Source organism: Kitasatospora sp. NPDC091207 (assembly GCF_044768625.1).
Classification (GTDB): domain Bacteria; phylum Actinomycetota; class Actinomycetes; order Streptomycetales; family Streptomycetaceae; genus Kitasatospora.
In genome coordinates, this window is sequence record NZ_JBIVVS010000023.1 from 58,942 (window position 1) to 72,005 (window position 13,064).

Below are 13,064 nucleotides of genomic sequence, written 5' to 3' on the forward strand. Positions count from 1 at the left end.
CGACGTGACAACGACGGCACTGACCGGCGGGGGTGAGCAGACCTCGGAGTCGCCGGTGTTCCCCGACCACCGGTTCCGGGCCCTGTGGGCCGCGACCGGCCTCTCCCAGGTCGGTTCGGCGGTCAGCAACGTCACGATCCCGATGTGCGCGGCGGTCACACTGGGCGCCTCGGCCCTGGAGATGACCGCGCTGGCGGTGGTCGAGGTGGTGCCGTCCCTGCTGATCCGGCTCCCGGCGGCCGCGTGGTCCGACGGGCTGCGTCGCCCGCGCGCACCGATGATGGCGGCCTGCAACCTGGTGCAGGCCGCCATCATGGGGGCCGTCCCGTTGCTCTGGTGGTTCGGGGCGCTGCACATCGTGCTGCTGATGGTGCTGGCCGCGGTCGCCTCGGCGGCGCTCGGGGTGTACTCCGCGCTGTCCAGCCCGCTGCTGGTGCAGATCGTCCCGAAGGCGCACCTGGTGGAGGCCAACGGGAAGATCTCGGCGACCCGCAGCATCGCGGACATCAGCGGGCCGGCGCTCGGCGGGGCACTGCTCGCCCGGATCGCGGCGCCCTACGTGGTCCTGGTCGACGCGCTGTCGTTCCTGGCGTCCGCCGCGCTGCTCACCCGGGTCCGGACCGGGACGACCGAGGCGGCGGCCGACCGGGAGACGGCCGGGCAGGAGACGGCCGGGCGGGACGCCGAGGGCACCGCCGGCGCCGCCTCGAAGCCCGCGAAGCAGCGGCTCGGTGCCGCCGCCAACCTCCGGCTGGCCCGCGCGATGGCGCGGCAGTCCGGCGTCCGGGCCGTGGTCACGGTGGCCTTCGTCAACGGCGTCACCCAGCCCGTCCTGGTGCTCTTCCTCGTGCACGCGGTGGACATGCGGCCCTCGCTGATCGGCACGCTGCTCGCGCTCGGCGCGGTCGGCGGCGTGACCGGGGGCATGCTGGTCGGCCGGGCGCAGAAGCGGCTCGGGTCGGGCCGCACGCTCGCCCTGGGCACCGGTGTCAGCCTGCTGTCGCTGGCACTGCTGCCGTTCGCGTCGGCCGGGCCGAGCGCGATGGCCGGGCTGGTGCTGCTGGAACTCGCGGGCAGCTTCGGGGGAACCCTGCTGGTCGCCACCGTCTTCGGGAGCCTGCAGGCCGCGGCGCCGAAGGACCGGATCGCGCAGGTGATGGCGATGGCCTTCGTGCTGTTGCAGGCCGCCAGCCTGATCGGGGTACCGGTCGGCGGAGCGCTGGCCGTCGCGTTCGGGACGCGGTGGGCGCTGGTCGCCGCGTTCGCGGTGATGGCCGCCGCGCTGGGCCCGCAACTCGTCCGCTGGGCCCTGACCCGGTGGGCCCCGGACCCGCCGATCACCGTCTGACCGGCCTCCCGGGCGCCGGGCCCTGATCACCGGCACCCGGACACACCGGCACCCGGACACCGGCTTCGGACACCGGTGCCCGGACATCAGCTCCCGACAGCTCCCGGCACCGGCCCCTGCGTGCCGGTCGGGCCGTCCGCGCACCGCGGCTCCCGCACCCGTCGGAGCCGCGGCGGCCGGGCGGCGGCCCCGGCCCGGGACCGGCTCGGAACGATGCGAGCGAAAGGTTCAGCGTGAATGCGCCACCGGTGAAGCCGGACCAGCCGGCCGGGCCGGGAGGCGGGCGCGACGGCGCCCGCGCCCGCCGGACCGGACCGCACGCCCCGGCCGGGAGCGGGTCGACCCATGTACCTGACCAAGACCACGGTTGACACCCCCGGCGGCGCGCCGCAGTCCGCGCGGGAGCTGCACCGCCACCTGCTGTGCAGCCGGGCGGGCACCGACAGCCTCCAGCACGCGCGGATCGAGGTCCACGAAGGGTTCGTGGTGTTCAACCTCTACGTGCAGGCCCGCGACCTGCTGGACGCCGCGCGGGTGGCCGTCCAGCTCTGCCGCCGCACCATGGCGGGTGCCGGCACCTGCCCCGGCTGGGCCGTCCGCTCCACCGAGGTGGGGCCCTGAGGCGGCGGCCCGAACGCGGGGGCCCTGAGGCGGCGGGCCCGGCAGGGCCCCGGGGGGCGGCGGCCCGAACGTCCTACTCCAGGTCGTCCGGGGTGATCCAGGCCCGCGAGACGGCCTGGGCCCCGGCCTGGAACCTGCTACGCGCGCCGAGCCTGGTGTGCAGGTCGGAGGCGACCCGGCGGGCGGTGCGGACCGAGACACCCAGCTGACGGGCGATGGCCTCGTCGGTCAGACCCGCCGCCAGCAGCCTGAGCACCTGCCGTTCCTGGCCCGACAGTCCGTCGTCGTCGCGCCGGCGGGCGGCGCCGAGCACCGTCGCGGACCGCCAGACCGAGTTGAACAGCGCGGTCAGGGCCGTGATGATGCCGACGCTGGAGATCACCACCGCCGCGGTGCCCTGCTCGTCGGCCGTGTCCAGCGGCACCACGGCCACCCGCCGGTCGACGATCAGCATCCGCAGCGGCAGCGACGCGGTGGTGCGCACCTCGCTGCCGAGCCCGCTGAGCCACTGCGCGTACTCCAGGGTCGGCCGGTGGTTGCGGACACTGTCCTGGTAGACCGTGCGCAGCCGCACCCCGCGGTCGATGGCCTCGGCGTCCAGCTCCCGGCTCGCGTTGATGTTCTCCTCCGACTGGGCACCGCCCGGCATGAAGGAGCTGGCCTCCCACTCGCAGCCGCGCGCGAGTTCGCTCAACCGGTCGCGGATCGCTTCGATGCCGGAGAGCCGCTCGATGCCCTGCTCGGTCTCGGCCGGCCGGCTCTCGGCACGCTCGGCCAACAGGGTGGACAGCGCGGCGGTGCCCTCCTCGATCTGCTGGTGCCGGCGGGCCATCTCGGCCTGCTGACGGGCCACCAGCGCCGACAGTCCGACCTCCGGCCGGACGGCTCTCGGCGCGGGGCGGCCCGGGAACACCTGGAGCAGCGAGATACCGGTGAGCTCGTCGAGCGCGACCCGGATCTGGGCGTGGTCCACGTCGAGCCGGCGGGCGAGGACGTCGAGGCTCTCGTCCGGGTGCTGGAGCATCGCGAGATAGACGGACTCGGCGAGGCTGCTCAGCCCAAGCCCTTCGAACATTGACCACTCCCCCTGACTCTGTCCGGCGACCGGCGTCGGCGCACATCTCCTGCCCGTTTTCGCCATGCCCTCAGTGGATCCGGCAACTGAGTTTCACAGATTGGCACTTGACGTGCCCACCCACAAGCGGGCCTACCGGGGCAGGGTGACGGCAATGGGGGTGCCGGGATTCGGGCGGCGGCGGTCCCTTCCCCGGCCCCGGCGGCCCCGGAACGGCCCGGCCACCGTGGTCACACGGCATCCCCGCGGACCCCGGCGGCGTCCGGGCCCGCCCCCGGCACGCACGCGGACGGGCTCGCGGGGGCCGCCGGACGCCCGGTGGCAGGTTCCGGCCGGACGGCGGCGCACCGGGACGGTCACGGCGCGTTCGCCCGGGCTGGGGCGCACAACAGTGCTACCGGCGCACATCCGCGCGCCGCCCGGCGCGGCCTCCGGTACCCGTCGGCGGGCGGCGGCACCGACGCCGGGCGGGCGTCAACGGCAGCCGGTCCTACCGGGGCTCGTCCCCGCGCCGGGCGAGGAGGTGGAAGAGCCGGGCGAGCCCTCGGTAGGGGTCGCGCAGTCCGGCCTGCCACTCCAGCTCGCACAGGTCCGCGAACTCCTCCGGCGACGGCTCGCCGGAGCGGTGGTCGGAGAAGACCCGCACCCCGAACCAGTCCACGGTCGCCGCCCCGAGCCCGGCCAGCCGCCGGCCCAGGTCCTGCGGGGTGTCCGGCCGGGTCGGCAGGTACTGGTCGCCCTGCTCCGCGGCCTCCAGCAGGGTCGCCAGCGCGCCGCGCCAGTCGCCCTGCAACCCGTCACGCATGGCCTGGGAGTCACGGTTGACGGTGAGCAGCGAGAGCAGCCCGCCGGGCGCGGCCAGCCGCACCAGCGCGTCCAGCATGGGGCCGGGGTCGGCGAGGTACAGCAGGACGCTGTGGCAGCACACCAGGTCGAACCCCGTCCCGACCAGTTCGGGGGCGTCCTCGCCGAGCCCCCGGACCAGGCGTACCCGGCGGCCGACCTCGGGGGGCTCGGCGGCGACGAGGTCGGCGGCGGCCCGCAGCAGCGTGGCGTCGCCGTCCACCACGGTCACCTCGTGCCCGGCCCGCGCCAGGAGGACCGCCTGGCGGCCGAAGCCGCCGCCGATGTCGACGACCCGGCAGGGGCGCGGCGGCAGGTGCCGGGCCAGCGCGCGGGTGACGAGTTCGAACCGGACCTCGCCGCGGATGCCCCGGGCGTGGTCGAGGTAGGCCTGGGCCCGCGCCGGCGCGGAGTCCGTCCACAGGTTCCGCTCCGGCCATGCGGCGGGTTTCGTCATCTGCGTCGGTCCCTTCCTGAAGGCCGTCGTGGTGCGGGCGCCGCGGGACCTCGGCGGGCGGGCCCCGGTGGGCGGGTCCCGGTGGGCGGGTCCCGGTGGGAGTCGCCCCGCGGCCAGTGTCCCGCTCCGGAGGGGCCGCTGTCCCGGGCGGCCGGTGGCCGAAAGCTGCACCGGCATGAACCGGCCCCCGCCGGCCGGTCCGGCCGCTTCCGCCCCGGCGGGAGCCGCCGGGACCCGCCGAATCCGGTGGCAGCAACCGACCGCTTGCGGCCCGCGGCCCCGTCGGGGTAGCCGGGACGTACGGGCGCGCGGCCGACCGGTGGCGCGGGGCACCCGCACCCGCCCGTCCCGTCCCCCGTCGCCGTCCCCCGTCGCCGGACCGTCAGGACTGCTGCGCCGCCAGCGCGCAGAGCTGCGCCCGGTTCGGCAGGCCCGTCTTGGCGATCAGACTGGCCACGTGCTTCTCGACGGTGCGCGGCGAGATGTAGAGCCGGGCGGCGATGTCCTTGTTGCTGAGCCGGTCGGCCAGGAGCTGGAATATCTCGTACTCGCGGACCGTCATGCCCTTGAGCCGCAGCTGCGCCGGGATCCGGTTGGTACCGGTCCGGTGCTGGCGGACGGGTGCGCCGATCGCGCGGAGCAGGGTGCGGCAGGCGCCGACGACGGCGGTGGCGGAGGTCGCGCGGAAGTGGTGCTCGGCCTCCCGCAGCCACCCCTCCGGGTCGCCCCAGCCCAGGGCGTGGGCCTCGTCGGCGATCAGCCGCTGCCCGAGGTGCCGGGCGGTGGGGTAGGGCGCGCCGACCTCCTGGGCGAGCAGCGCCGCCCGGCCGGCCGCCTCGGGCTCCCCCTCCCGGCCGAGCAGCACGGCCTCGGCGAGCAGCACGAAGTGGCGGTTCCAGCGCATCCGGCCGGCCGAGCTGGCGGCCACCCGGTCGAGGCGCTCGCGGTCGGCCCGGCCGTCCAGCAGGTCGAGCAGCAGGCCGAGGCCGTGCCGGCCGCCGAGGTGGAAGGTGCTCGGGTTCTCGGCCTCCAGGGCCTGGAGGCCGGCCATGTCCCGGGCGGCCCGGTCCCGGTCCTCCTCCAGGAGGGCGCAGAACACCCGGGCCAGGCCGAGCGCCAGCGGCTCCTCGGGCGAGCCGCTGCCGCCCCAGCGGCCGAACTCGGTCAGCGCCTCCTCCATGGCGGCCCGGTCGCCCTGATGGGCCGCCAGCACCGAGCGGGTCATCAGCAGGTAGCGGGCCACCGGTGTCAGCCGCAGCCGGGCCGCCATGGTCAGGGCCTCGTCGCCCAGTACGCGGGCCTCGGCGAAGCGGCCGCACAGGACGTCGTGCAGGGCGAGGATCCCGTCGAGGGTGTAGACGACGGTGACGGCGCCCAGGCGGCGGGCCTCGGTGCGGGCCTCCTCCAGGGTGGCGGTGCCGCCGTCGGCCAGCCAGCGGCTGCCGCCGAGGCGGGTGAGCGCGTACATCCGCTGGAGCGGCAGGCTGTGCCGCTCGGCGGTGCTCATCGCCCGCTCCAGGTAGGTGATCGCCTCCGCCAGGTCGCGTTCGCGGGCGACGATGCCCAGCAACTCCCAGGCCTGGCAGGCGGCCAGGGGCTGGTCGTGCCGTTCGGCGGTGTCGATCGCGGCGCGGGCCAGCCGCTCGGCCCGCTGGGTGCGGTCCTGGCCGGGGGTGTCGAGGCACAGGTAGGCCTCGACCACGTCGGTGAGGGCGGTGTGGGCCTCGTCCGGGTCCGGTCCGAGCAGGGCGCGGGCCCGCTCGATCTGGTTGTTGCCGTCGGCCCAGCGCCCCGCCATGTAGGCCACCTGGGCGAGACGGGTGTGCAGGGCCGCCAGCCGGGGCGCGCCCAGGCCCGCGCCGACGAGCTCGCGCAGGCTGCCGGCCAGGCTGAGCGCGCGGGTCAGCTCGCCGGTCTCGGCGAGGGCGGACAGCAGGGCCTCCAGCGCCTCGGCGCGGGCGGCGGAGTCGGTGCCCGCCGCCAGCAGGCGCTCGGCCCGGTCGAGCAGGGCGACCGCGGAGCCGACCGTGCCGTTGGCGAGGGCGCGGCGGCCGGCCTCGGTGAACAGCCGGCCGGCCCGGACCTGGTCGCCCGCGTCGGCGCGCAGGGTCGCGGCCAACGGGCACCAGTCGCCCTGGAGGTCGGGGTGGAGCGCCTCGATCGCGTCGGCGGCCTGGTGGGAGAGGGCGGCCCGGGCCGTCGGGGTGAGCTGGGCGAGCAGGGCCTCGGCGGTCAGCGGGTGCTGGAAGGCGTACCAGTCGGGGGCGGGCTCGTCGGCCGCGACCAGGCGGGCCGTCACGCTCGCGTGCAGGTGGCTCAGCAGGCTCCGGTCGTCGGCACCGGTCATCAGCTGGAGCACCGACAGGGGGAAGCGCCGGCCGAGCACGGCGGCGGCGGAGAGCAGCGTCTGCCCCTGCGGGCCGAGTTCGTCGATGCGGTGGATGGCGCCTTCGAGGAGCGCCCTCGGCACATTGCGGCGGAGGTTGCCGGCCACCCGCCAGACGTTGTTCTCGCGGACCAGCGCGCCGCCGGTGACCGCGCCCTGGAGGAGTTCCTCGACCAGGAACGGGATGCCCGCGCTGTCCTCCCGGATCTGCGTCAGCACCTCGGCGGGCACCAGGCCGGGTTCGGTGTCCAGGCAGGAGGCGATCAGGCGGTCCACCTCGCCGCCGTCCAGCGGGGCCAGCCGGAAGACCGTGCCGCTGCGGCGGCGCCCGGCGGACTCGGCGAGCAGGAGGGCCTCGCCCGGCTCCGACCGGACGGTCGCCACCAGCATGGCCGGCTGCTGTTCGAGGTTGTCGACCAGGTACTCCACGACGGCCAGCGTCTCGGTGTCGGCGTCGTGCAGGTCCTCCAGCACCAGCAGGCAGCCCTGTTCGCGGCCGGCGGAGGCGAGCAGCCGCAGCACGGCCTCGGCGAGCACCACCGTCGATCCCTGCTCCGGGGTGCCGGTGCCCCAGTCCGGGATGAGCCGGCCGAGCACCGGGCGGTACGGGCCGAGGCTCGCCTCGTCCGGTGTCTCCCCGCCGCGCGAGAGCGGCATCAGCGCCTCGGTGAGCGGCCGGAGCGGCACCATCGGTCCGATGGTGCTGCTCCGGCCGCGCAGGACGCGGACCCCGGCGTCGACGGCCGCGCCGATCACCTCGGCGACCAGCCGCGACTTGCCGATGCCGCCCTCGCCGACCAGGAACGTGGTACAGCCGTAGGAGCTGCGGAGATCCCGCAGTGAGTCGCCCAGTTTGGCGACTTCGGCATCACGGCCGATGAGATGGGCTGCCCGCACACGCATAGCCCCGGATAGTAGTCGCTCGGGCCACGGAGCGTCGCGCTCCTGTTCGGGCGGGCTCTATGTGAGCGCAGGTCAGAAGGGCACCGAGACACTGGTGGTGATGGAGCCGAGGCCCACCACCACGCCACTGCCGAGGTTCATTCCGGCCAGTGCGCGGGTCCGGGCGCAGGCGCCGTTCCAGCGCACCAGCCGGATCTCGCCGGCCGGATCCGGGACGGTCGCGGCCTGGTTCGTGGCCTCGCTGCGGACAGCACCGTTGTACAGGGAGTGGGACATGGGGCTTTCCTTTCCATTCGGGAAGCGATGCGTGGTGATAAGTCGCGCTGTTCTCTGCTGTTCTCTGGTGTTCTGGTGCTTTTCAGGTGGTTCTGTTCTCGGCGGTTCTGTATCTCTTCGGTGCTGTATCTCTTCGGTGCTGTTCGGGGGGGTCTGAGGGGGGTGGACGTCCAGGGGCCCAGTGGCGCTGGGCCCCGCGGGTCCGGGCGGCCGGGGGGCCGTCAGGACCGGCCCGCACTGCGGGCATCGGGCCGGACGGCCGCCGCGCGGTTCGCGGGCTCCGCCCGCCCGCCGCCCGGGGCCGGGTCCAGCAGCAGGACGGAGGGCACGGTGTCGGCGAAGCCCAGCCGGAGCAGGGCGTAGCCGATCCCGGAGAGCCCGGTGAGCAGGCCGGGCGTCGGCACCTGGCCGGGTGTCCCGCAGCGCGGACCCCAGTCGTGGAGCTGCCCGAGGACCATCCCGGCCCGGCCGGTCAGGCTGTTCCGCGCGCCGCCGTGGCCGCGCTCGGCGAGCGCCGCCAGGGCCTCCACGGTGCCCAACTCGCCGTGGCAGAGGCTGAGGTCCGCCAGCGGCGGCTGCCCGGTGAGCCGGCGGACGGCGTCCCGCAGCGGGCTGTCGGCCGGCTCGGCGGGCAGGCCCGCGTCAGCCGCCGCCAGCACGGTGCCGGCCATTCCCGAGCACCAGCCGGCGGTGGGCCGGTCCGCCGCCGCGGCGGTCAGCCGGGCCCGGCCGGCGGCGGCGAACCGCGCGCCCTCCGGGCCGCCGGTGAACCGGGCGTGCCGGGCGAGCGCCCAGCCGATGCCGGCCTCCCCGAAGGCGAAGCCGGCCCGCTCCGGGGCCGCGCCGCCGAGCGGACCGGGCGGCGGCAGCCGGAGCAGCCGTTCGGCGATCCGGTCCGCGAGTTCGGCGGCCTGCGGCAGGCCGCGCTCGCGGTGCACCGCGTGCAGGGCCGCGAGCGCACCGGCCAGGCCGGCCGACACGCCGGCCGGGACGTCGTCGTCGAGCGCCGCCAGGGCCAGCGCGTCCAACGCGGCCGGCAGGCAGTCGGCGAGGCCGTCGTCGACCAGGCCGGCCAGCCGGGCGAGGGCGTAACAGAGGCCGCCGAGGCCGTCGAAGCCGCCCGGGCCCACGGCCCGGCTCAGCGCCGGGTCGGCGGCCATCGCGGCGACGAGTTCGGGCAGCGGGGCGATCGCCGACCGGGCCAGCCCGGTGTGCCGGGCGGAGCCGGTGAGGGCCCCGAGCTGGGCCAGGAACAGGGCCACTCCGCAGTAGCCCTGAGCCAGCCCGGCGCCCATCGGGAGCACCGTCCAGTGCTCGTCGACCGCCTCCAGGCCGATCCAGTTGGCCCGGCCGTGCCCCCGGACGGAGCGGCCGGCGATCTCGTCGGCGATCCCGGAGGCGGCGGCGAGCAGCGCGGACGGCTCCGGGACGGCGGCGGGCGAGGGGCGGGTGCGGCCGCCGGACCGGTGCCGGGGGCCCGCGGCGTCCGGTCCGACGGAGGCCAGCGTGGCCGAGATGACCCACTCCTGGTCGAGGCGGTCGACGGTGTTCATCCCGTCGAGCTTCGCCCGGGCGGAGGCCAGGCCGGAGGTCTCCAGGACACCGGGCACCGGGCTCCCGTCCGAGGCGAACACCTCGGGGGTTCCCGGCCGGTGGAAGAAGACGGGGATGTCGCCGTCCCACAGGTCGGCGATCTCGAACTCGATCAGGGCCTGCCGGGCCGGGTCGCTCTGGGATTCGGCCCAGAGCACCGCGAACATGGCGTCCCGGTCGAGCCCGTCGCCGAGCAGCTGCGGGTGGGTCGCCTCCTCCAGCAGGGTGGCGTAGAGCATCGTCGGGCGGATCACCAGCCGGCCGACGGCCTGCGCCCCGGCGGCCAGCAGCCCGGCCGGGCCGGACAGTTCCGCCCGGTGCCGGACGACGGCGTCGTACCCGGCGCGGAACCCGGCCAGGGTCGCGGACAGCCGGTCCGCGCTCGCGGCCCCCGGCACGGTGCCGTACGGCCGGTTCCGGGCGCCGGTGAACGGCACCGGGCGGCGCACCAGGCGCATCTCGTCCGTCCCGGCGTCCTCCCAGACCATCCGGGTGTTGGGGAAGTCCCCGCCCGGCGCGGCGCCGAGGGCGGAGACGTCGACCGCGCCGAGCTCGCCGACCAGCAGCTGCGGCAGCAGGCAGGTGCGGTGCACCGAGGCGGCGTGCGCGGCGGCCGCCGGGTCCGGCAGGGTGGTGGCGCCCTCGCCCAGGACGGGGTGCAGCAGCGTCTCGACGTCGACCAGCACCGGCTGGTCGCCGTGCGCGAGGAGGTTCTCGCAGTGCAGGTCGACCCCTTCGAGGGTGTACGCCAGGGCGAGCAGCGCGCCCTGGCGCCGGTGGAACCGGTCGATCTCGGTCAGCGAGCGGCAGGCCCGGTGGTCGATGTACTCCAGCCAGCCGTAGCCGTCCCCGGCCACCCAGCGCGGGGTGCGCAGCCCCAGGCCCGGCGCCTTGGCGTCCAGCCAGCCGGCCATGTCGTCCAGGAGCGCGTGCTGGCCGATCGGCCTCGGCTTGTAGACCACGCCGACGCCGCCCGCGAACCGCAGCACCGCCACCGCCCGGCCCTGCTGGTGAAGGTCGCCGTGGCCCAGTTCGACGGCGGCCAGCGGGCCCTGGTCCCGCCCGTCGAACAGCCCGGCGGTCAGCGCGGACCGGTCGGCGGCGAGCCGGGTCAGCAGCTCCGCGCCGGACCGGGCGGTGTGCCGGCACATCCGGGCCAGCAGCCGGGCGAGCACCGGGTACCGGGTGAACAGCCGGGCCAGCCCGGCCCGGGTGCCCGTCCGGGCGGCGAAGTCGGCGAACCGGGCCACGCCGGTGGCGCCGGCCAGACCGCCCGCGGCCCGGGCGGCGGCGAGTTCCACGACCAGGGTCCGGGCCGCCTCGCCGGCGAGGCGCTCCGCCAGCCAGCGGGCGTAGGCCGGGGCGAACACCGCCAGGTCGTCCGGTGCGGCGCCGCCCGACCGGGCCAGCTCCGTCAGCTCGCCGACGGCGGCCGCCACCAGCGGGCGCAGCAGCGGCGCGAACACCGCCGCCCCCTCGGCCCCCTCAGCCGCTTCGACCCCGACCTCGCCGGTCCGCTCCGGCGCCGCCTCGACGGCCCGCTCCGCGAACTCCGCCCAGGACGGCTTGGCCAGCCGGCCGGCCAGCCGCTCCGGCGGCTCGGCGGCGAGCGCCGCGGCCTGCCCGGCGGCGACGCCCAGCCGGGTCAGCCGGACGGACTCGCAGGCCCGCTCGACCGCCGAACGGGTGCGCGCCCCGGTGGTCGGGCCCGCCGCCGGCGCCGGCGGCGGGTGCGGGGCCGACAGCCGTTCGCGCAGCGTCGCGGCGGGCGCCCACCAGGAGGGCGACGGCCCTGAGGCGTGGGGGGCGGTGTCGGTTGTGGTCACGTCCGCCACCCTTCCAGCGGCACGACCCGTCCGTACAGGGGAGCACCACCCGTAGATTTCCTCGCGGACTACCCAGACGCCGTACCCGCCGTGCCCCACCTTTGCCCGACCGGGCGGTCCGACGGGCGGCGGGGGTCGGCGCCCGGTCGGCTCCGGGGGCCCGCGCAGCGGCGCGGAGCTGCGGCGGAGCCGGTCCAGGGCCCCCGGGACCGGTGTCCGGATCCGGTCACGCCGCAAACGGGGACGGGCGCAGGACCCGGTACCCCCCGCCGCGGCGGGGAAAGCGGGTGATCGCGCCCCATGCGGCGCGGCGCACCGGAAGCGAAGACTCCTCACCGAGAGGTTCACCCCCACGTTGACCGAGGAGTGCACATGGGCAACCCCCTGCCGCTTTGCGTCGTGGCCCTGGACCCGGTGCTCGAAGCCGGCGCCGTCAGCGCGCTGTCCGGCAACCCGGACATCGCCCTGGTCCAGCCCGAGGAGAAGGCCGACGTCGCCGTCGTGCTGGTCGACCGGGTGGACCGCCAGGAGCTCGACCTGGTGAACGCGACGCGGACCGGCCCGCACCGGCCCGCCATCGTCGTGATCGCCGCCGACCTGTCCCCGGCCGAGGCCGCGGACGCCATCAACGCCGGGGCCCGCGGCCTGCTGCGGCGGCGCGAGGTGAACGCCGACCGGCTGGCCCGCACCGTGCTCACCGTGGCCGGCGGCGACTGCACGGTGCCGCCCGACCTGATCGACGGTCTCCTCGACCACGGCACGGACCTCGACCCGCACCCCGGCGCCCGGGGCCACGGGCCCGGCTGGGGCCTGGACGAACGGGAGCGCGCCGTGCTGCGGCTGGTGGCCGACGGCCACGAGACGGACGAGATCGCCCGGGAGCTGTGCTACTCCGCACGGACCGTCACCACCGTGGTCCGCGACATCACCCAGCGGTTCCGGCTGCGCAACCGCGCCCACGCGGTGGCCTACGCCCTGCGGGCGGGTCTGCTGTGAGCGCCCTCGCCCTCGACACCAGGCCCGGCACCACCGCCCCCGACACCTGGGCCGGGACCACGGCCCCCGACAGCTGGCCCGGGACGGCGCGACGGCCGGCCGGACTGCGCGTGCACCTGGGCCCGGCGGGCGGGCCGGCCCGCGAGGCGGTGGCCGCCAACCTGCGCCGGGCCGGCATCGAACTGGCCACCGCGCGCTCCGGGGCCACCGTGCGGGTCGCCGCCGGGCCGACGCCCGGCGCCGCGCTCGACGGCTGGCCGGACCCCGACGGCGCCCCGCTGCTGCTGGTCGCCGACACCTTCACGGCCGCCGGGGTCCGACGGGCCGTCCGGGCCGGGGCGGTGGCCATGCTGCAGTCCACCGAGGCCACCCCGGAACGCCTGCTCACCGCCGTCCGCGGGGCCCGGCACGGGGAGGGCCGGATGCCCTACGGCGTCCTGGTCGGCCTGCTCGGGCCGGTGCGGGACGGCGCCGCGGCGCCGCGCCGGCCCGCCCCCGACTCGCCGTTGACGGCCCGGCAGACGGCGGTGCTCGGTCTGGTCGCCGAGGGGCACGGCAACGCGGCCATCGCCCGCGAGCTGTCCTGCTCCGAGCACACCGTGAAGAACGTCATCTACGACCTGATGGCCCGGCTCCAGGTCCGCAACCGGGCGCACGCGGTGGCCCACGCCGTCCGCACCGGACTGATCTGACCCGGCGCGGCGGCCGGCCCCCACCGGCCCCCACCGGCCACGGCCGAG

General features: G+C 76.8%; 9 protein-coding genes. 4 read left to right on the forward strand and 5 right to left on the reverse strand.

All coding sequences use genetic code 11. The annotated features are described in order from the left end of the window. Positions 1 to 4: 4 nt before the first annotated feature. Positions 5 to 1,348 carry an MFS transporter gene (locus tag ACIQTO_RS29750; RefSeq protein ID WP_402394360.1) on the forward strand — a complete coding sequence of 448 codons (1,344 nt, stop codon included), beginning with the start codon at positions 5 to 7 and terminating at the stop codon, positions 1,346 to 1,348. A gap of 345 nt (positions 1,349 to 1,693) precedes the next feature. After that, on the forward strand, positions 1,694 to 1,969 hold the full coding sequence (locus ACIQTO_RS29755) for a hypothetical protein (RefSeq protein ID WP_402394362.1): 276 nt from the start codon (positions 1,694 to 1,696) through the stop codon (positions 1,967 to 1,969). A gap of 73 nt (positions 1,970 to 2,042) precedes the next feature. Here the strand turns inward: ACIQTO_RS29755 and ACIQTO_RS29760 are convergent, their stop codons facing one another. From ACIQTO_RS29760 to ACIQTO_RS29780, 5 genes are all read right to left on the reverse strand, one after another. Beyond that, the gene (locus ACIQTO_RS29760) at positions 2,043 to 3,044 is read right to left on the reverse strand and encodes a LuxR C-terminal-related transcriptional regulator (protein WP_402394364.1); all 1,002 of its coding nucleotides are present in this window, start codon (positions 3,042 to 3,044) and stop codon (positions 2,043 to 2,045) included. Between the two features lie 490 nt (positions 3,045 to 3,534). Beyond that, positions 3,535 to 4,344 carry a methyltransferase gene (locus tag ACIQTO_RS29765; protein ID WP_402394367.1) on the reverse strand — a complete coding sequence of 270 codons (810 nt, stop codon included), beginning with the start codon at positions 4,342 to 4,344 and terminating at the stop codon, positions 3,535 to 3,537. Between the two features lie 382 nt (positions 4,345 to 4,726). Further along, positions 4,727 to 7,633, reverse strand: coding sequence for an AAA family ATPase (locus ACIQTO_RS29770; RefSeq protein ID WP_402394369.1), 2,907 nt, complete (start codon positions 7,631 to 7,633; stop codon positions 4,727 to 4,729). 72 nt (positions 7,634 to 7,705) lie between these two features. After that, entirely contained in the window at positions 7,706 to 7,909 is a 204-nt protein-coding gene (locus ACIQTO_RS29775) for a hypothetical protein (protein WP_402394372.1), read from the reverse strand. Between the two features lie 221 nt (positions 7,910 to 8,130). Then, on the reverse strand, positions 8,131 to 11,328 hold the full coding sequence (locus ACIQTO_RS29780; RefSeq protein ID WP_402394375.1) for a type 2 lanthipeptide synthetase LanM family protein: 3,198 nt from the start codon (positions 11,326 to 11,328) through the stop codon (positions 8,131 to 8,133). Positions 11,329 to 11,700: 372 nt separating this feature from the next. Here ACIQTO_RS29780 and ACIQTO_RS29785 point away from each other — a divergent pair, with 372 nt between their 5' ends. Both ACIQTO_RS29785 and ACIQTO_RS29790 read left to right on the forward strand, forming a co-directional pair. Continuing rightward, positions 11,701 to 12,324 (forward strand): LuxR C-terminal-related transcriptional regulator, encoded by a 624-nt coding sequence (locus ACIQTO_RS29785; protein ID WP_402394377.1) that lies wholly within the window; start codon positions 11,701 to 11,703, stop codon positions 12,322 to 12,324. Continuing rightward, complete coding sequence (locus tag ACIQTO_RS29790) at positions 12,321 to 13,016, forward strand: response regulator transcription factor (protein ID WP_402394380.1); 696 nt, start codon at positions 12,321 to 12,323, stop codon at positions 13,014 to 13,016. The genes ACIQTO_RS29785 and ACIQTO_RS29790 overlap by 4 nt, the downstream gene beginning before the upstream one ends. Positions 13,017 to 13,064: the final 48 nt, after the last annotated feature.

Coding starts and splice junctions, on each gene's coding strand:
- ACIQTO_RS29755 (WP_402394362.1), top strand. CDS start 1,694: ATGTACCTGACCAAGACCACGGTTGACACCCCCGGCGGCGCGCCGCAG.
- ACIQTO_RS29760 (WP_402394364.1), bottom strand. CDS start 3,044: ATGTTCGAAGGGCTTGGGCTGAGCAGCCTCGCCGAGTCCGTCTATCTC.
- ACIQTO_RS29770 (WP_402394369.1), bottom strand. CDS start 7,633: ATGCGTGTGCGGGCAGCCCATCTCATCGGCCGTGATGCCGAAGTCGCC.
- ACIQTO_RS29785 (WP_402394377.1), top strand. CDS start 11,701: ATGGGCAACCCCCTGCCGCTTTGCGTCGTGGCCCTGGACCCGGTGCTC.
- ACIQTO_RS29775 (WP_402394372.1), bottom strand. CDS start 7,909: ATGTCCCACTCCCTGTACAACGGTGCTGTCCGCAGCGAGGCCACGAAC.
- ACIQTO_RS29765 (WP_402394367.1), bottom strand. CDS start 4,344: ATGACGAAACCCGCCGCATGGCCGGAGCGGAACCTGTGGACGGACTCC.